Origin of the sequence: Pseudomonas pharyngis (assembly GCF_021602345.1) — a bacterium.
Taxonomy (GTDB): Bacteria; Pseudomonadota; Gammaproteobacteria; order Pseudomonadales; family Pseudomonadaceae; genus Aquipseudomonas; species Aquipseudomonas pharyngis.
In genome coordinates, this window is sequence record NZ_BQID01000008.1 from 64,675 (window position 1) to 80,188 (window position 15,514).

Consider the following 15,514-nt stretch of genomic DNA (forward strand, 5'->3'; position numbering starts at 1 on the left):
TGGGTCGGCTTTTTTGTGCCCGCCGTTTCTTGGGGCAACAAAAAACCCGCCGCTGCAATAGCCTCGGCGGGTTCTGTCTTGCAGCTTATTGCTGCAGGTCGATCGGTGCGCTGGAGACCATCGGCGCCGAAGTGTTCGGCGTGCCGATTTCGGTTGGCAGGCCATCTTCGGCCGCCACCACGTCACGCACCACATCCCAGTTCATGCGCAGGTTGTTGGTGATGTCTTCGCGCTTGAGCATCGCGTTGATCACGGCGGTGTGTTTGTCGACCACCGACGGGTTGCCCTTGTCATCGATCGGCGTGTGCGCCTCCAGGTAGATCTTGCCGCCACTGCGACCGAACTTGTACGCATCATTGAGGATACGTACCGAGGTACCGACCGGCACCATGCTGGCCATTTCCAGCACGTTGTTGTTGAACATGCGGAAGCAGCCGTGACTGGTGCGCATGCCGATGCCGAACTTCTTGTTCGAACCGTGGATCAGGTAACCCGGCGTACCCAGGGTGAACTTGAACGGACCCAGCGGGTTGTCCGGACCGGCCGGCACCACGTTCGGCAGCGGATCACCGTCGGCGGCGTGCTCGGCCTTGATCGAGGCAGGTGGCGTCCAGGTTGGATTCGGTGTCTTGGCGGTGATTGTGGTGTGCGCGATCGGCGAGCCCCAGCCTTCACGACCGATACCCAGCGGGAAGGTGTACACCACGTTCCGACCTTTCGGGTAGTAGTAGAGACGGTATTCGGCGAGGTTGATCACGATGCCTTCACGCGGCCCCGGCGGCAGGATGAAACGCGTCGGCAGGACCACTTCGGTGCCGGCGCCCGGCAGCCACGCATCGACGCCCGGGTTGGCCGCGACCATCTCCGAATAGCCCAGATCGTAGGTGGTGCCCAGATCGGCAAAAGTGTCTTCGTACTTGGCCTTGATCACCTGCACCTGGCCGATGATGTCCTCACCAGGAGGTGGCAGAGGAAACTCCAGTGCGGCAACGGGACCGGCCACACACAGGGCGGCAAGAGACAGGCAGCGGGTGACAGCAGGAAAACGCGGCAACATCCGGAGAATCCTTCGCAAGATCGACAAGGGTATAAGAGCGCGATTGTACACCGCGCCCAGGGAATTCGGGGAGATGCGCCGATAGACCGCGATATCGACGAAAAAGGACTCAGAGCTCGAAACGCAGCTCAGGCCAGATCGGCGAGGTGCCGCGCTTCTGCGATTCGAGGATTGCCCGGCACAGCGAGCACAGGCGCTGATCCTGGAACACCCGGCGATCCACGCTCGACCAGCGCGGTTGCGCCGGCAGCAGACTGCCGCACAGGGTGCGGTCCGCCGAACCACCGAGCTCCAGTTGACGGGTCACCAGATGCACCCGCACTTCCTGGCAGGCGAACAGATCCAGCTGTTCGTCAGGCTCGATCAGTTGGTAGGCGAACAGGGACCAGGCAGGACGCGGCATCGGGGGCTCCAAATAAGGGGGCGCCACATTAGCCGAAAGCCTGCCGCTAGAAAAGCCTCATAGTAGCGGTTTTAGCGTCGGCCAGACATTTTCCAGCAACTTGCCCTGAGCCCCGGCCGCCGGGTGCAGACCGTCGGCCTGCATCAGGTCCGGATGCCCGCCCACGCCGTCGAGGAAAAACGGCACCAGCGGGATTTTCTTCTCCTCAGCGAGTTTGCCGTAGACCTCGGCAAAGGCATCGGTATAGCGCTTGCCGTAGTTGGGTGGCAATTGCATGCCGAGCAACAGCACCTTGGCACCGCTTTGACGGGAGCTGTCGATCATCGACGCAAGATTTTGTTGCAATTGCGTCGGCGGCATTCCGCGCAAGCCATCGTTGCCGCCCAACTCGAGGATCACCAGTTCCGGTTTGTGCTCTGCAAGCAGCGCCGGCAGCCGTGCCTGGCCTCCGGCACTGGTGTCGCCACTGATGGACGCATTGACCACTTTGTCGTCAAAACCTTCGGTCTTGAGCCGCTGTTCGAGCAACGACACCCACCCAAGCCGGGTATCCAGTCCGAAACCGGCGCTGATACTATCGCCAACGATCAGGACTGTACCCGCCGCTGCGTTCTGGGCCATGCACATCAAGGCCAGGCCAGCACTCAAAAACCACACACGCATCGGATTCTCCATGGGCGCAAGCATTCTCACCGCGAAGAACCTTAGCAAAGTGGTTCCCAGCGCGGAAGGTGAACTGACCATCCTGCACGAACTCAGCCTGGAACTGAACAAGGGCGACAGCCTGGCCATCGTCGGCGCGTCCGGTTCCGGCAAATCCACCCTGCTCGGCCTGCTCGCCGGCCTTGATCTGCCAAGCAGCGGCGAAGTGACGCTCGCCGGGCAAGGCCTGAGCAATCTCGATGAAGACCAGCGCGCGCGCATTCGCGCCGAGCACGTGGGTTTCGTCTTTCAATCGTTCCAGTTGCTCGACAGCCTCAACGCGCTGGAAAACGTCATGCTGCCGCTGGAGCTCGACGGCCGCAAAGACGCTCGAAGCCGCGCCACCGAACTGCTGCAACGGGTCGGCCTCGGCCAGCGCCTGACTCACTCGCCGCGCCAGCTCTCCGGTGGTGAGCAGCAGCGCGTGGCAATTGCCCGGGCCTTCGCCGCCGAGCCGGACGTGCTGTTTGCTGACGAACCCACCGGTAATCTCGACAGCCACACCGGCGAGCGCATCAGCGACTTGCTGTTCGAATTGAACAAGGAACGCGGCACCACCCTGGTGCTGGTGACCCACGACGAACGCCTGGCCCATCGTTGCCGGCGTCTGATCCGTCTTGAAGCCGGCCTGTTGGTCGCCCCTCTGGAGCCTTGATGGCACGTCTGCCGCTGTTGCGTCTGTTCAGTCTTGCCCTGCGCCAACTGATGCGCGATGCCCGCGCCGGTGAACTGCGGGTGCTGTTTTTCGCCTTGGTGGTGGCGGTGGCGGCGAGTACCGCGATCGGCTATTTCGGCGCCCGCCTCAACGGCGCGATGATGCTGCGCGCCACCGAGTTTCTCGGGGCCGACCTGTCGCTCGAAGGCAGCTCGCCCGCCCGCCCGGAACAAATCAGGAGCGGCACCGAGTTGCGCCTGGATCATGCACAGGTGGTGGAGTTTTCCAGCGTCATCGCCACGGACAACGGTATTCAGCTCTCCAGTATCAAAGCCGTCGACCGCGCCTATCCGCTGCGCGGCGAACTGAAAAGCGCTCCCGCCCCTTACGCGACAGAAGAAGCCGGTGGCGAGCCGCAGCCCGGTGAAGCCTGGGTCGAAGCGCGCCTGCTGACAGCGCTGGACCTGAAGATCGGCGACAGCATCGACGTCGGCATGAAGACGCTGAAACTGACGCGAGTGCTGACCTACGAACCGGATCGCGCCGGTAACTTCTACAGCCTGACCCCACGAGTGCTGATCAACCTCGACGACCTCGCTGCGACCGGCGTGGTGCAACCCGGCAGCCGGGTGAGTTACCGCGAACTGTGGCGCGGAGAGCCGCAGGCGCTGGAAACCTATCGCCAACTGATCAAACCGGGCCTCGCCGCCAACCAGCGGATTCAGGATGCCCGCGATGGCAACCGGCAGATCGGCGGTGCACTGGGCAAGGCCGAACGCTATCTGAACATGGCCAGTCTGGTCGCTGTTCTACTGGCCGGGGTGGCGGTGGCGTTATCGGCCAACCGCTTCGCCAGCCGCCGCTTCGATGCCAGCGCCCTGCTGCGTTGCCTGGGTCTGTCGCGCCGGGAAACCTTGGTGCTGTTCAGTCTGCAACTGACGGTGCTCGGCCTGCTCGCCAGCCTCGGCGGCGCCCTGCTCGGCTGGCTCGCGCAATTGGGATTGTTTGCGCTGCTGCATGATCTGCTACCGACCGACGTACCGCCGGGTGGCTTGTTGCCGGCACTGGCCGGCATCGGCACCGGACTGGTGGCGCTGGCCGGTTTCGCCCTGCCACCGCTCGCCGCGCTGGGCCGCGTGCCGCCGCTGCGGGTATTGCGCCGGGACATGCTGCCGATTCCGTCGAGTACCTGGATGGTCTACGGCGCAGCACTCGGGGCACTCGGGCTGATCATGTGGCGCCTGAGCCTGGATCTGCTGCTGACGTTCGCCCTGCTCGGCGGTGGCGTGGTCGCCGCGCTGGTACTCGGCGGCTTGCTGCTTTTGCTGCTGCAGAGTCTGCGTCGCCTGCTCGCACGCGCGTCCCTGCCGTGGCGTCTCGGGCTGGGTCAGTTGTTGCGCCATCCTTTGGCGGCAGCCGGCCAGTCACTGGCCTTCGGGCTGATCCTGCTGTCCATGGCGCTGATCGCCTTGCTGCGCGGCGAATTGCTCGACACCTGGCAAAACCAGTTGCCGAAAAATGCACCCAACTACTTCGCCCTGAACATCCTGCCGGCCGACAAACAAGCCTTCACCGATCACCTGATCAATGTCTCGGCCCAGGCCGCGCCGTTGTACCCGGTGGTGCCGGGACGCTTGATCAGCATCAATGGCGAAGCGGTGCAGCAGATTGTCAACAAGGATTCGGCCGGCGACCGCGCGATCCAGCGCGACCTGAGCCTGACCTGGGCGGCCGATCTGCCGGCGGGCAACAAAATCACCGCCGGTTCGTGGTGGACCGGCCAACCTTCGGACGATGTTCCGGGCGTCTCGGTGGAAGGCAAGGTGGCCGAAAGCCTCAAGCTCAAACTGGGCGATCACATGGTATTCAGCGTCGGCGGGGTCAATCGTGAAGCGAAGGTCACCAGCCTGCGGGAGATCAACTGGGACAACTTCCAGCCGAACTTCTTCATGATCTTCCAGCCCGGCACCCTGAAGGATCTGCCGGCGACTTACCTGACCAGCTTCTATCTGGCGCCCGGTCACGATCAGCAGATTGTCGAGCTGTCGCGAGCATTCCCGGCAGTGACCATCCTGCAGGTCGAAGCCTTGCTCGAACAACTGCGCAGCATCCTCGCCCAGGTCACCCTGGCGGTGGAGTATGTGTTGTTGTTTGTGTTGGCGGCGGGGATGGCGGTGCTGTTTTCCGGGTTGCAGGCAACGCTGGACGAACGCATTCGCCAGGGCGCACTGCTGCGTGCGCTGGGTGCCGAGCGCCAGTTGCTGATCAAGGCGCGACGAATCGAGTTCGGCTTGCTCGGCGCGGTCAGTGGATTGCTCGCGGCCATCGGTTCGGAAGTGGTGAGTCTGGTGCTGTATCGTTTCGCCTTCGACCTGCCATGGCATCCCCATCCGTGGTTGCTGCTGTTGCCGTTGATCGGCGCGGCGCTGATCGGTGGCGCCGGGGTGTTCGGCACGCGGCGTGCGCTCAACGCCAGCCCGCTGACAGTGTTGCGCGAGGGTTGATAGACTCCAGCCGTCTTAATCAAAAGAAGTTGCCATGAGCCGTTATCGCCCTCCCCGCACCGCCGGCACCGCGCTGATCACCCCCGAGGGTGAAGCGCGGATGCGCGCCGAATTCCATGAGCTGTGGCATGTGCGCCGACCGCAGGTGACGCAGTCGGTCAGCGAAGCGGCGGCTCAGGGTGATCGTTCGGAAAATGCCGAGTACACCTACGGCAAGAAAATGCTGCGCGAGATCGACAGCCGCGTGCGCTTTCTCACCAAACGCCTTGAGGCGTTGAAAGTGGTCAGCGAAAAACCCAGTGATCCGAACAAGGTCTACTTCGGCGCGTGGGTGACCATCGAAGACGAAGACGGCAAACAGTCGCGCTATCGCATCGTCGGCCCGGACGAGCTGGACCTGAAACTCGGCCTGATCAGCATCGACTCACCGCTGGCCCGCGCCTTGATCGGCAAGGCGCTGGATGCCGAAGTTCGGGTACAGACGCCGACCGGCGAACAGTTCGTCTACATCGTGGCGATCGAATATCCCTGACGCTCAGCGCCGGGTGATCAGCCCCTGGCGTGCGACGCGGGTCAGTTGGCGAATCATTTCCGGCGCCTCTTCACGGCTCGGGGCCTGAATGACGGCCAGATCGAAACTGTCATCGGCAAAACGCGCCAGCGACTCACCGTCTTCAACGAACTGGATCAGGAATGCGGCAGGACCGCCGCTGCGACGTGGCCAGCCATCGAGATAACGCAACAGCGTCGGCTGATGTTTGCCGCCAAGCAGGATTTTCGGATTGCGCTGGGTGATATGTGCCGTGATCGGCGCGGGACGTGCTGGAGGGCGTAGTGCATTCATCGTATCGTGTCTCTGCCTCAAAAGTCTGCATGGCAGGTGAGAGGCAACACCGAACCAGCGCTTTAGCGGTATTTCGAAGCCCTGTTCCGGCTTCTGACGGCAACTGAAGAATAGTCACCTGGCGCCCCGCAAGTAGCTGTTTAAATCGGCGCATGGGCGGCATCCTAGAGAACGTGACCGGCCAGTGTCAAGAATCAGCCGCAACAAAAAAGGCCCGCAGAATGCGGGCCTTTTGCTTGAGCCAGAGCGGTCAACCGGCGATGGCGCGATCCACCGAGATCTTGCCGGCGCCTTCGATCAGTACTGCCAGACTGCCGCCAAGCAGTGCCAGGGCGAACTCGTAACCGTTGTTGGCCATGAACAGACCGTTGCTGATGTGTACGGTGAAGATCGCCACCAGCGACAGGAAGGTCAGACCCAGCGCCGCCGGGCGAACCAGCAGGCCGATGATCAGCGCCAGACCGGCGAAGAACTCGGTACCGCCGGCCAGGGTGGCCATCAGGTAACCCGGGGTCAGGCCGATGCTTTCCATGTATTGCGCGGTGCCTGCCAGACCGTAGCCACCGAACAGACCGAAGAGTTTCTGCGAGCCGTGGGCTGCGAAGATCACGCCGACGGCAATGCGCAGAATGGTCAGACCGTAGCCGGCGCGGGTGAACAGAACCTTGTTGATCAGAGAGCTCATGTTGCGTTTCCTTGTTGTCAGAAGTGCTTGTTGGTTGGCCGCTATATTAATCAGTTATTTTCATGTTAAAAGCGCAAATATTCCGCCATAACAATCAACTTATTTGATCATTTGCGTGAGGCAACTTTCTGCCCCCCGGGCTCCAACGACTCCCGCTCCCGGTCGAACGCCAAGTAATACTTGTTCACGCTATTAACATAGCTGACGGCGCCCATTCCCACCTGCTCCATGGCGATGCGCTCGACCTGAAAGAACCACTGGTTTGGATTCAGGCCGCGACGCCGCGCTTCGGCACGCATGCCTTGCACTCGCTCCGGACCAATGTTGTAGGCCGCCAGGGTGAACGCCATGCGCTCGCGTTCGTTGAGCTTGGGGCTGTTGAAGAACTTGCGGCGGATCATCGCCAGGTACTTGGCACCGGCCTGCACATTCGCATCGAGATTCTGGATGTTGTTGACGCCAACCCGCTGTGCCGCCGACGGGGTGATCTGCATCAGCCCGGTCGGCCCGCTGCCGCTGCGCGCATTGGGCTGTAGCGCCGACTCCTTGAAGGCCAGCGCCGCCAGGTTGAGCCAGTCCATGTTTTGCGCTTCGGCGTGCTTCTGCAGGGTCGGACGCAGTTTTTCCAGGCGCTGGCGATCGGCCTTGGCCAACGGATAGTGCACTTGATAGAGACGGCGGTAGATCCGCAGGAATGCCGCATCTTCGTTAGACGGTTTTTTGTAGCCGGTCAGGAAGCGGTCGATGCTGGCCCGCAACATCGAGGCATCACGGCGCACGAACCAGTATTCCTCGCCCGGTTCGCTGATCATCACCTGACGGTCGAAACGCAGCTTGGGCAGGATCTTGCCCCAACGCTCGGCAATCGGTTGTTCGACGATGGTCAGGTGGAAAATCCCGCCCTGAACCATTTCCAGCACATCCTCGACCGCCAGCGTCGGATCGACCCATTCGATCTTGATCGGCGCCAGTTTGTGCAGCGCCAGTTTCTGGTTGAGCTGGCTGACCGCCTCCCCCGCCGCACTGCCGGTGGGCAGCGCCAGGGTTTTGCCGGCCAGTTGTTCAACCTTGGTGTAGCGCTTTTCACCCTTGATGCCGACCAGCACCAGCGGCACGTTGCTGGCAATCGGCTCGCTGCTGGCGACTGCGTGGCCCGGTTGCAACTCGAGCAGTTCGCCCGGCGCCACCAGATCGCCTTCGCCACGCTGCAACGCGCCGAGCAATTGATCCTTGGCTTTGGGGATGATCTTGAGGGTGATTTCCTGGCCATCGCGGGCGTGGCCATTGAGGTATTGCTCGAAGGCGCGCAGCCGGTGGTATTCGATGCCGATCGCCTGGCCCTGGACTTCGCCGGAGCTGTTGCGACTCTGGTTGACCAGCACCCGCAAGACGCGGCTGCTGCGGATTTCGGTGAGGTCGCGAACCTTGGCGGCCGGCACGGCTTGCAGCGGCCCGGGCAGCCGCGCGACCGCCGTCATCGGCAACAGCAGCGAACCACACAGCAGGAGCAAAACCGAGGGACGAACCATCCACTCTCCGGAAAGAATACGGGGCGTTTTCACCGCTGAGCGGTCGTAAAACACCGACGAAAACAGAGCGCCTGGAGCGCTGATAAAGTGCGAGAGACTGGCACAGTGATGGCAATTCTGCCAACCCGGCCTGCTACGCGGCCTCAACAGACAGCCATAAGCCGTTGTAGTTCTTGGCTTTTCTTATAAATCTACAGCTCTGATATGCTTTCCGGCCTTCGGCCCGAGGTAGCACCATGCAACTCATCGATATCGGCGTCAACCTGACCAACCCCAGTTTCGCCGACAAACACCAGGCCGTGCTCGACCGCGCCTACGCGGCCGGGGTCTGCCAACTGGTGCTGACCGGCACCAGTGTCGAAGGCAGCGAACAGGCGCTGGAGCTCTGCCAGCAACTGGATCCGGACGGCCAGCGACTGTTCGCCACCGCCGGCATTCACCCGCATTCGGCCAGCGACTGGAATGCCGACAGCGCACGGCGTCTGCGCAGCCTGCTGCAGGAATCGAACGTAATGGCGGTGGGTGAATGCGGACTGGATTTCAACCGCGATTTCTCGCCGCGCCCACAGCAGGAAAAAGTCCTCGAAGAACATCTGGCCCTGGCTGCCGAACTGCAATTGCCGGTGTTTCTGCATGAGCGTGATGCGAGCCAGCGCCTGCTGGAAATCCTCCGTGACTTCCGCGACCGATTGCCTGCCGCCGTGGTGCATTGCTTCACCGGCGAGCAGAAAGCCTTGTTCAGCTACCTCGATCTGGACCTGCACATCGGCATCACCGGCTGGATCTGTGACGAGCGTCGCGGCACGCATTTGCATCCGCTTGTGAAGGAGATCAAGCGCGGTCGCCTGATGCTGGAAAGCGATGCGCCGTATCTGCTGCCACGCACACTGCGGCCAAAGCCGAAGAACGGGCGCAACGAGCCGGCGTACCTGACCGAAGTGTTACGTGAGGTCGCGTTGCATCGAGGCGAAACCGAAGCAGACCTGGCGGCCCACACCACCGCCTGCGCGCGGGCGTTCTACGGTTTACCTACCCTGCCCTGAAAGAGGCAGATGCATCGGTTGTTGATGCATATCAAGAACCGGGCACCTGGGTAGCGGCACAATAATGGCACCTTGCCAAAACTGTTTCCGCTATCAGAGAAGACCTCCATGGGTGCCTGGCTTAGCAATATCTCGCTGAAATACAAATTCTGGGCGGTCAACGCGGTCGCCTTTGTCACCACCCTGTTGCTGGTGCTGTACGCCGTGCAGCTCGAACAACAGGCCCGCAGCCACGCCGCGCAAACCTCGGCCCAGGCCCAGGCGCAATTGCTAAAGGCCTGGCCGACCGGGCAGGCGCTGCCCAAATCCGATCAGGTACTGACCTTCAAACGCGGTGAAGCGCCGCGCCTCAACGATCAACCGCTGCTGGAGATCACCGACAGCAGCGGCTGGATCGAGATCAGTCACTTGCCATTATTCGGCGAAAATCCGCTGCTCGGCGCCGAGGTCTTCAGCCGCGCCGATGGCCAGCAGGTCGCCGTGATCGCCTACGCCCCCAGCCTCAGCCAGGTGTTCAGCGAGCGTTTCGCCAACTACGCGGTGGCAGTGTTCATCCTGATGCTGGCGATGCTCGGCGCTTCACAGTTGCTGATCCGTTTCCTGCTCAGCCAGCTCAACACTCTCAAGGACGTGATGCTGCACGTGGAGAAAACCGGCGACCTCGCCGCCCGGGTGCCGCTGGCGTGCAAGGATGAAGTCGGGCAGATGGCCAATGCGTTCAATGCGATGCAGGCCGGTTACCAGCGAGTGGTGACCACCGTGGCCAACACCGCGCGGCAACTCGACGTCGGCGCCGCGCGGCTGGCATCAAGCATGAACGAGGTGCGTCACGGCATGCTCGGCCAGCAGAGCGAAACCGATCAGGCCGCCACGGCGATCAACGAAATGACCGCCACCGTCTACCACATCGCCCAGCATGCCGGCGCCACACGCGACCTGTCGCAGACCGCCGATGGCCTGGCCGGCAGCGGCCAGCAAGTGGTGACCCGCGTCCAGCATTCGATTGCCGGTCTGTCCAGCGGCGTGCAGCAGACTGCCGAGATGATCCAGCGCCTGGCCGAGGACAGCCAGAAGATCAACGGCGTGGTCAGCGTGATCCACAGCATCGCCGAACAGACCAATCTGCTCGCACTTAACGCCGCGATCGAAGCGGCGCGTGCCGGGGAAATGGGTCGCGGGTTCGCGGTGGTCGCCGACGAGGTGCGCAACCTCGCCAAGCGCGTACAGACCTCCACCGATGAAATCACCACCATGGTCTCGGCATTGCAGGCGGGCACCCGCGATGCGGTGGACTTCATGCAGGAGAGTTCGTACAAGGCCGACGACTGCGTGCAGCAGGCGCAAGAGGCGGGAGAAGCGCTCGCGGAAATTACCGGAGCGGTGGCGCAAATGCGCGAGAGCAACACGCAGATTGCGGTGGCGGCGGAACAGCAGAGTCAGGTGGCTGAAGAGATGAACCGCGCGGTGGTGAGCATTCGCGATGTGACCGAAAACACCGTGCAACAGACCGTGGATTCGGCGACCACCAGTAACGAGTTAGCGACGCTGGCCGGGGAACTGAACAAGGCGATCGGCCAATTGAAGCTCTAGGAGACAACATCGAGATTGGCCATTATCCCTATCACTTCAATAGCCAACCTTGATTCGCCGCCCTCGCTGCCCGGGCCTATTCTTCAACCATGTACTGAACATGGATCGAGGAGCAGCAACATGGGCAAACGTCACCCCAACCTTCCCGCGTGGCAATGGCGCGCGTACCCGAACAACCATCAGCACCCGACCAATCTGGTGCTGCATCTGATTGCCGTGCCGCTGTTCATCGTCGCGTTTCTGTTGATCGTCTCGGGTGTGTTCAGCCTGAGTCTGGCCAGCGTGGCGATCGGCGTGATCGGCGTCATCGCGGCGCTGGGTCTGCAGCGCCATGGTCACAGCCTGGAGGCGCAAGCCTCCGAGCCGTTCAGTGATCGCAAGGACGCCGTTTCGCGGCTGCTGGTCGAGCAGTTCCTGACGTTTCCGCGGTTCTTCCTCAGTGGCGGCTGGTTTCGCGCCTGGCGTGAACGCCATCGCCGCCATTGAGTCAGGCGAAGATCGTCACCGTCTGCCGACTCATGGCAATCAGTTCACCCTCCGCGCTCCACAGCTTGGCGGCGACATGGCCGTAACCATCGGCCGCATACTCGATGTCCGCCAGGTATTGGCAGAAATCCAGCGTACTCAAATCCCGTAACGGCTGAACGAATTCGATGGTCCAGGTCAGGGTGCTGCCCGGTGCCGGTTTCTTCAGGTACGGCAACAGCGCGGGTGGCCAGGCATCGACCAGCGCCAGCAGATGCGCCTCGTTGACCGGCTCTTCCTTCACATCCCCACGCAAACGCACCCAGCCGCCCATCAGCCGCGATTGAGTGCCGGTGAACGGCATGCCGCCGACACTCCAGCGCATCGCCAGATGACGCATGAACTCGGGGGTTACGCCTTTGATGTAAGGCAGTTCCTGGCAGTCGTCCCAGTGTTTCATCTCGGGTGCCGGATACGCTTCAACCGCCACTTCCGATGGCCGCGAAGCCCCGAAGCTGCCTTGCACCATCGTCACTACCTGACCGTTCTGCACGGCGCGCCCCAGCACCTGGCTGACTGCCTTGCCTTCGCGCAGCACCTCGACTTCAAAGCTCACCGGCACTTCGGGCTCAACCGGGCCGACAAAGGTGATCGCCAGCGAACGCACCGGTCGATCGGCCGACACTTTAGTGCGCATCACTTCAAATTGCAGCGCGGCCACCAAGCCGCCAAAGCTGGCCCGGCCCTGGCCCCACTCCGCCGGAATCGTGACCTCCGGTTGACGACGGACAGCATCGATCAGATCGCAAAAGCGCATGGAAACCTCGGACACGAAAAAGGGAATGACCGGATCTTAACCAGCACGGCAGAGCGGCGCAGCGTCCATTCCGGTCAAAGAGACTGACAGATAAGACAGCGGTGCTGCGCGCCAGCGGGTTTCAGGACCTGAAGCAGGCTGCGCTGAGCTTTTCCAGCACCCGGTCGGCCTTGATTTCGGCCTTGGCCATGGTCGCCTGCCAGGTGGCGACGCAGGGTTGCAGATCCAGCTCCAGCTCGGCGCGGGCCAGCCATTGCCAGCAATCGTGCCAGTCACCGAGTGCGCCTTGTGCGGATTTCAAACGGGACAATGCGGCTTCCGGCAGACGATCCAGTTCCGGGTAGGCCTCGATGCCGTAACGCACGCGCTTGATCAGCAGGCGCAGGCGATGACGGTCGTGGGCCGGGTCGTGCAGCGCCACGTCGAGGTTCTTCCATTGTTTGCCCAGACGTTTTTCAATGCGCTTGTCCAGGCGCTTGAGCAATCCCTGGCGCTGGGACGCGCGCAGGAAACGCGGAAAGGCATCGAGGATCATCAGCAGCGACGCCACTTCGGCGCTGGCCGCCAGCGTCGGGTACGCCTCGGCCATTTGCGCCATCCGGCGCTGTGCAGCTTCCGGCTGATCATGTTTGATCAGCCAGGCCGCCAGCACCTCGCGGTCGCGCCACGGCGTGGTCAGTTGCCCGACGCTGGCCGCCGCGCTTTCCAGCTGTTCGACACCGGGCAAGCCGCCCAACGGTCGCAACAGACTGCGCAAGCGCCGTACGGTGGTGCGCAGGTCGTGCAGCGCTTCAGGGTCGGTCCGCGCGGTCAGACGCGCCTGACAGGCCAGCAGCCGCACTTCGAGGCTCAGGACATGAGCCACCAGCCGATCAACCAACGCAGACATCGCTTGCTCCTGAATTCAATGACTTTGCACGAGTGTGCGCCGGCGCAAGCGACCTGCCCTTGCGCTACGTCAGCAGCTTAGCGCCCGGCGCGGGACTCGCGAATGTAGAAACGTGCTTTTTCGGCTTTCTTGGTGCAGCCTTCGAAGCCCTCGAATTGCTGCTGGGTTTTGGCGGCTGTCAGCAAAGACAACGCCTTGGAGTAACTGACCGTACCGGCGAAACCTTCGGCCTTGGCCAGATCCAGTTCATGCCACGCCGCGTCCAGCTGGCTGCCGCAGCTGTCGCGGTAAGCAGTCTTGCCGGCGCAACCGGCCAATGCCAGAGCCATCAACGGCACACAGATCCAGGCTTTCATCACTCACACCTCAAAGATAGGTCAACAGTCGTGCAGGTAAGACGGTGCGCCAGCGAAAAAGTGCCTTGTGTCCCGCATTTGCACCGCTCTGCAAAAGATAACGCCGACGGGTCATGAAGTATCGAAAAAACGACGCCATTGCCGCCCCGAGCGACCCCAGCGATTGAAGCCCGGCCCTCGATGGGTGCATTGTGCAACCTTGTCGGGAGGAAGTTTGATGAAAAAGCGTGTCGCACTGGTGCTGGGCTCCGGTGGCGCCCGGGGCTATGCCCATATCGGGGTCATTGAAGAGATCGAACGACGGGGCTATGACATCAGTTGTATTGCCGGCTGTTCCATGGGGGCCGTGGTCGGCGGAATCTACGCCGCCGGCAAGCTCGACGAGTACCGCAACTGGATCGAAAGCCTGGATTACCTCGACGTGCTGCGCCTGGTGGACGTCAGCTTCCGCCTCGGTGCGATCCGCGGCGAAAAAGTCTTCGGCCAGATCCGCAAGATCGTCGGCGAGATCAACATCGAAGACCTGCGCATCCCCTATACGGCGGTGGCCGCCGACCTCACCAACCAACAGGAAATCTGGTTTCAGGAAGGCTGTCTGCATCAGGCCATGCGCGCCTCGGCGGCGATTCCCAGCCTGTTCACTCCGGTGATGCAGGGCAACCGGATGCTGGTGGACGGCGGCATTCTCAACCCGTTGCCGATCGTGCCGGTGGTGTCGAGCCACTGCGACCTGATCATCGCGGTCAATCTCAACTCGACCAACCAGCGCCATTACAAACTGCCGGTGATCCAGCGCCCCGCCGCGTTCCGTACGCGCTTCGACAGCCTGATCAATTCGCTGGGCTCGAAGATGCCGTTCCGCCGCAAACAGGCCGAGCAATTGCTGATGCTGGAACAGGAAGCGCTGCGTGCCGAAGCGGCGGACATCAATCCTTGGGTCGAAGGCGCGGAGCCGGAAGCCCAGCAACCGGCCGCCGCGCCAGAGCGCGATGGCGCACCGAAATCCGCCACCGGTTCGTTCATCATCGATAACGTCGGGCCGGCGTCATTGCTGGACTTGATCAACCAGAGTTTCGAGGTGATGCAGACCTCGCTGGCGCAGTACAAGATCGCCGGGTATCCGCCGGACATCCTGATCAACGTGCCGAAGCGGGTATGCCGGTTCTTCGAGTTCTACAAGGCGCCCGAATTGATCGCGCTGGGCCGGGAGATTGCCCGGGATACGCTGGATCGCTACGAGAGCGAGCAGAACTAAAGACTGCTCTCGCTCAACAACCGATAACCGACACCCGCCTCGGTCACGATAAAGCGTGGCCGGGTCGGATCGTCTGCCAGCTTCTGCCGCAAATGCCCGACCACGATCCGCAGGTAGTGGCTGTCCTCGGTGTGAGTCGGGCCCCAGATGTCCTTGAGCAATTGCTGCTGGGTGATTACCCGCCCCGGATGCCGCGCCAGTTGCGCCAGCACCGCGTACTCCTTGCGGGTCAGGGCGACTTCGACGCCGTCGAGCAACACCCGGCGATACGCCAGGTCCACGGTCAGCGGGCCGAAATTCAACGCGGCCTGCTGCGCTTCCCCGGCCGGTGCCTGACGCAACAACGCGCGCACCCGGGCGAGAAACTCCTGAATGCCGAACGGCTTGGTCACGTAGTCATTGGCGCCGCCATCCAGCGCCTGGACCTTCTGCCCTTCGCTGGCGCGCACCGACAGCACCAGCACCGGCGCCGTGGCCCATTCGCGAAACTCGCGTAGTACCTGCTGGCCGTCCATGTCCGGCAGGCCGAGGTCGAGCACCAGCAAGTCCGGTTTATTCAGCGCCGCCTGGGCCAGGCCCTCGGCGCCGGTGCCTGCCTCCAGCACTTTGTAGCCCTGGGAAGCGAGGCTGATACGCAGGAACTTGCGGATCTGCGGTTCGTCATCGATGACCAAAATGGTCGCGGTCTGGCTCATGAGTTCACATCAACACGAAAGAGTG

At 62.4% G+C, this 15,514-nt stretch carries 17 protein-coding genes; 7 read left to right on the forward strand and 10 right to left on the reverse strand.

Annotation, left to right across the window (positions count from 1 at the left end):
• Window positions 1–85: 85 nt before the first annotated feature.
• The 3 genes from L6D74_RS17415 to L6D74_RS17425 all read right to left on the reverse strand — a co-directional run bounded on the left by L6D74_RS17415 (window position 86) and on the right by L6D74_RS17425 (window position 2,123).
• Window positions 86–1,057 carry a L,D-transpeptidase family protein gene (locus L6D74_RS17415; RefSeq protein ID WP_011335312.1) on the reverse strand — a complete coding sequence of 324 codons (972 nt, stop codon included), beginning with the start codon at window positions 1,055–1,057 and terminating at the stop codon, window positions 86–88.
• A gap of 109 nt (window positions 1,058–1,166) precedes the next feature.
• Window positions 1,167–1,460 (reverse strand): hypothetical protein, encoded by a 294-nt coding sequence (locus L6D74_RS17420; protein ID WP_003226812.1) that lies wholly within the window; start codon window positions 1,458–1,460, stop codon window positions 1,167–1,169.
• 57 nt (window positions 1,461–1,517) lie between these two features.
• Window positions 1,518–2,123, reverse strand: coding sequence for an arylesterase (locus tag L6D74_RS17425; protein WP_007955652.1), 606 nt, complete (start codon window positions 2,121–2,123; stop codon window positions 1,518–1,520).
• Between the two features lie 10 nt (window positions 2,124–2,133).
• Between L6D74_RS17425 and L6D74_RS17430 the strand changes: the two genes are divergently transcribed.
• Genes L6D74_RS17430 through greB form a run of 3 tightly spaced genes read left to right on the forward strand, consistent with a single transcriptional unit; the run spans window position 2,134 to window position 5,853 of the window.
• Complete coding sequence (locus L6D74_RS17430) at window positions 2,134–2,817, forward strand: ABC transporter ATP-binding protein (RefSeq protein WP_007955651.1); 684 nt, start codon at window positions 2,134–2,136, stop codon at window positions 2,815–2,817.
• Window positions 2,817–5,321: an ABC transporter permease gene (locus L6D74_RS17435; RefSeq protein ID WP_236189905.1), complete on the forward strand. Its 2,505-nt coding sequence runs from the start codon at window positions 2,817–2,819 to the stop codon at window positions 5,319–5,321. The genes L6D74_RS17430 and L6D74_RS17435 overlap by 1 nt, the downstream gene beginning before the upstream one ends.
• Window positions 5,322–5,355: 34 nt before the next feature.
• A complete protein-coding gene (gene greB, locus L6D74_RS17440; protein WP_039770483.1) occupies window positions 5,356–5,853 on the forward strand; it encodes a transcription elongation factor GreB in 498 nt (165 codons plus the stop codon).
• Window positions 5,854–5,856: 3 nt separating this feature from the next.
• On the opposite strand, the gene L6D74_RS17445 is transcribed toward greB, so the two are convergent.
• From L6D74_RS17445 to L6D74_RS17455, 3 genes are all read right to left on the reverse strand, one after another.
• Window positions 5,857–6,165, reverse strand: a complete 309-nt coding sequence (locus L6D74_RS17445) for a hypothetical protein (RefSeq protein WP_011335317.1) — start codon at window positions 6,163–6,165, stop codon at window positions 5,857–5,859.
• Window positions 6,166–6,415: 250 nt separating this feature from the next.
• Window positions 6,416–6,850: a DoxX family protein gene (locus L6D74_RS17450; protein ID WP_236189906.1), complete on the reverse strand. Its 435-nt coding sequence runs from the start codon at window positions 6,848–6,850 to the stop codon at window positions 6,416–6,418.
• Window positions 6,851–6,957: 107 nt separating this feature from the next.
• Window positions 6,958–8,379, reverse strand: a complete 1,422-nt coding sequence (locus tag L6D74_RS17455) for an MltF family protein (protein WP_236189907.1) — start codon at window positions 8,377–8,379, stop codon at window positions 6,958–6,960.
• Between the two features lie 236 nt (window positions 8,380–8,615).
• Here L6D74_RS17455 and L6D74_RS17460 point away from each other — a divergent pair, with 236 nt between their 5' ends.
• The 3 genes from L6D74_RS17460 to L6D74_RS17470 all read left to right on the forward strand — a co-directional run bounded on the left by L6D74_RS17460 (window position 8,616) and on the right by L6D74_RS17470 (window position 11,498).
• A complete protein-coding gene (locus L6D74_RS17460; protein ID WP_064598360.1) occupies window positions 8,616–9,422 on the forward strand; it encodes a TatD family hydrolase in 807 nt (268 codons plus the stop codon).
• 108 nt (window positions 9,423–9,530) lie between these two features.
• Entirely contained in the window at window positions 9,531–11,012 is a 1,482-nt protein-coding gene (locus tag L6D74_RS17465) for a methyl-accepting chemotaxis protein (protein ID WP_064598362.1), read from the forward strand.
• Window positions 11,013–11,132: 120 nt separating this feature from the next.
• Entirely contained in the window at window positions 11,133–11,498 is a 366-nt protein-coding gene (locus L6D74_RS17470; RefSeq protein ID WP_085612198.1) for an Mpo1-like protein, read from the forward strand.
• Window position 11,499: 1 nt separating this feature from the next.
• Here the strand turns inward: L6D74_RS17470 and L6D74_RS17475 are convergent, their stop codons facing one another.
• The 3 genes from L6D74_RS17475 to L6D74_RS17485 form a co-directional block, all read right to left on the reverse strand.
• Window positions 11,500–12,294, reverse strand: coding sequence for an acyl-CoA thioesterase (locus tag L6D74_RS17475; RefSeq protein ID WP_236189908.1), 795 nt, complete (start codon window positions 12,292–12,294; stop codon window positions 11,500–11,502).
• 121 nt (window positions 12,295–12,415) lie between these two features.
• Window positions 12,416–13,183, reverse strand: coding sequence for a CHAD domain-containing protein (locus tag L6D74_RS17480; protein WP_236189910.1), 768 nt, complete (start codon window positions 13,181–13,183; stop codon window positions 12,416–12,418).
• A 77-nt stretch (window positions 13,184–13,260) separates the two neighbouring features.
• Window positions 13,261–13,539: a hypothetical protein gene (locus tag L6D74_RS17485; protein WP_007950948.1), complete on the reverse strand. Its 279-nt coding sequence runs from the start codon at window positions 13,537–13,539 to the stop codon at window positions 13,261–13,263.
• 217 nt (window positions 13,540–13,756) lie between these two features.
• Here L6D74_RS17485 and L6D74_RS17490 point away from each other — a divergent pair, with 217 nt between their 5' ends.
• A complete protein-coding gene (locus tag L6D74_RS17490) occupies window positions 13,757–14,794 on the forward strand; it encodes a patatin-like phospholipase family protein (RefSeq protein ID WP_236189912.1) in 1,038 nt (345 codons plus the stop codon).
• On the opposite strand, the gene L6D74_RS17495 is transcribed toward L6D74_RS17490, so the two are convergent.
• Entirely contained in the window at window positions 14,791–15,489 is a 699-nt protein-coding gene (locus L6D74_RS17495) for a response regulator (protein WP_039770498.1), read from the reverse strand. The genes L6D74_RS17490 and L6D74_RS17495 overlap by 4 nt on opposite strands.
• Between the last annotated feature and the right edge of the window lie 25 nt (window positions 15,490–15,514).

Bases quoted from the DNA above. Each gene is read 5' to 3' on its own strand.
- L6D74_RS17415 (WP_011335312.1), bottom strand. From the start codon at position 1,057: ATGTTGCCGCGTTTTCCTGCTGTCACCCGCTGCCTGTCTCTTGCCGCC.
- L6D74_RS17420 (WP_003226812.1), bottom strand. From the start codon at position 1,460: ATGCCGCGTCCTGCCTGGTCCCTGTTCGCCTACCAACTGATCGAGCCT.
- L6D74_RS17425 (WP_007955652.1), bottom strand. From the start codon at position 2,123: ATGCGTGTGTGGTTTTTGAGTGCTGGCCTGGCCTTGATGTGCATGGCC.
- L6D74_RS17430 (WP_007955651.1), top strand. From the start codon at position 2,134: ATGGGCGCAAGCATTCTCACCGCGAAGAACCTTAGCAAAGTGGTTCCC.
- L6D74_RS17435 (WP_236189905.1), top strand. From the start codon at position 2,817: ATGGCACGTCTGCCGCTGTTGCGTCTGTTCAGTCTTGCCCTGCGCCAA.
- greB (WP_039770483.1), top strand. From the start codon at position 5,356: ATGAGCCGTTATCGCCCTCCCCGCACCGCCGGCACCGCGCTGATCACC.
- L6D74_RS17445 (WP_011335317.1), bottom strand. From the start codon at position 6,165: ATGAATGCACTACGCCCTCCAGCACGTCCCGCGCCGATCACGGCACAT.
- L6D74_RS17450 (WP_236189906.1), bottom strand. From the start codon at position 6,850: ATGAGCTCTCTGATCAACAAGGTTCTGTTCACCCGCGCCGGCTACGGT.
- L6D74_RS17455 (WP_236189907.1), bottom strand. From the start codon at position 8,379: ATGGTTCGTCCCTCGGTTTTGCTCCTGCTGTGTGGTTCGCTGCTGTTG.
- L6D74_RS17460 (WP_064598360.1), top strand. From the start codon at position 8,616: ATGCAACTCATCGATATCGGCGTCAACCTGACCAACCCCAGTTTCGCC.
- L6D74_RS17465 (WP_064598362.1), top strand. From the start codon at position 9,531: ATGGGTGCCTGGCTTAGCAATATCTCGCTGAAATACAAATTCTGGGCG.
- L6D74_RS17470 (WP_085612198.1), top strand. From the start codon at position 11,133: ATGGGCAAACGTCACCCCAACCTTCCCGCGTGGCAATGGCGCGCGTAC.
- L6D74_RS17475 (WP_236189908.1), bottom strand. From the start codon at position 12,294: ATGCGCTTTTGCGATCTGATCGATGCTGTCCGTCGTCAACCGGAGGTC.
- L6D74_RS17480 (WP_236189910.1), bottom strand. From the start codon at position 13,183: ATGTCTGCGTTGGTTGATCGGCTGGTGGCTCATGTCCTGAGCCTCGAA.
- L6D74_RS17485 (WP_007950948.1), bottom strand. From the start codon at position 13,539: ATGAAAGCCTGGATCTGTGTGCCGTTGATGGCTCTGGCATTGGCCGGT.
- L6D74_RS17490 (WP_236189912.1), top strand. From the start codon at position 13,757: ATGAAAAAGCGTGTCGCACTGGTGCTGGGCTCCGGTGGCGCCCGGGGC.
- L6D74_RS17495 (WP_039770498.1), bottom strand. From the start codon at position 15,489: ATGAGCCAGACCGCGACCATTTTGGTCATCGATGACGAACCGCAGATC.